Source organism: Brevibacillus sp. MCWH, assembly GCF_013096935.1.
Taxonomy (GTDB): domain Bacteria; phylum Bacillota; class Bacilli; order Brevibacillales; family Brevibacillaceae; genus Brevibacillus; species Brevibacillus aydinogluensis.
Genome location: NZ_SDLF01000169.1, coordinates 1 through 441, shown reverse-complemented (window position 1 = coordinate 441; position 441 = coordinate 1). Strand labels below are relative to the sequence as shown.

The 441-nt window shown below is 75.5% G+C and carries 1 protein-coding gene; it reads left to right on the top strand.

The window, feature by feature from the left end:
* On the top strand, positions 1 to 441 hold a 441-nt coding region (locus ETC00_RS19915; RefSeq protein ID WP_171567763.1), incomplete at both ends, for a hydrogenase subunit MbhD domain-containing protein.

Here is a 441-nt window from a genome sequence, read left to right as displayed (position 1 = left end):
CCCGGGTCACCACGACCCGCGTGCAGACCGGTTCGCTCCCCCGCTACATCGCCATCATCCTGGTCGTGGTCGTGGGCGGGCCGGCCGTCCTCGCCGCCGCCACCGTGTCGCTCCCCGGCCTCACCGATCCCACCGAGGTGCCGGCGCAGCTCGTCCTGACCGTCCTCATCGTCGCCGCCGTGGTGGGCACCGCCCTCGTGCGGCGCCGCCTCGGCGCCGTCGTGATCCTCGGCGCGGTGGGCTACGCGATGGCCGGCTTCTTCGTCGCCCAGGGCGCGCCCGACCTGGCGCTCACCCAGTTCGCGATCGAGACGCTCACCATCGTCGCCTTCGTGCTGGTCCTGCGCCAGCTCCCGGCGCGCTTCGGCGACGACGCCCGGCGGCCCGGCCAGGTTCGGCGCCTGCTCGTGTCGCTCGGCGTGGGCGCCGGCGCCTTCGTGC